The organism is Ottowia cancrivicina (assembly GCF_029813755.1).
Taxonomy (GTDB): Bacteria; Pseudomonadota; Gammaproteobacteria; order Burkholderiales; family Burkholderiaceae_C; genus Ottowia; species Ottowia massiliensis.
Map to the genome: position 1 here is coordinate 1 of NZ_JARVII010000093.1, position 555 is coordinate 555.

Here is a 555-nt window from a genome sequence, read left to right on the forward strand (position 1 = left end):
GGATATTTACCATTGCGGGGCGTGCCATCAAATAAATTAAAACGATCGCGAGGGCTAAGCCATTTGTCTTCTTCTTCGGCATCTTTGAAAAGAAAGGAAGCGTAGCCGTCGAAATTGCATTCCAGGATGTGCATGTCATTCTTTCAGGAAAGCTGGTTTTGATCCAGGATAATTTGCATACCCTCAAAACCACCCATGCCTTTCAAATCCTATCCCGGGCGCACCGTCTGGTTTTATTTCATGGCAAAGGCTGAAAGCGAAAGCCCGTGAGCTTGCATTCATTCACGCGGGCAATGAATTCGTCGCTGACGTAGGTCGTGTTTTCAACCAGCTGGGGAATTCTGAAAATAGGCGGAAGCTCCTTCACATCTGGTCGCAAGACATAATGATCTATATCCATGAGCCTGCCGCTTGAAAAATACGCGATGGTGGATTTTTCTTCGTCCACCACATCCACGATGCGGGTTGGGTTGAATCCATAGTACTGCATGGCCTCATTCATTTTGATGGGCGCCAGCTCGCCATTGCGGCTGAGCATGTCGCCCAAGGCCTGCA

General features: G+C 48.6%; 1 protein-coding gene. It reads right to left on the reverse strand.

The features are described 5' to 3' along the window. Positions 1-238 precede the first annotated feature (238 nt). The coding region (locus QB898_RS13185) for an imm11 family protein (RefSeq protein WP_279525318.1) at positions 239-555 on the reverse strand (317 nt) is incomplete at its 5' end.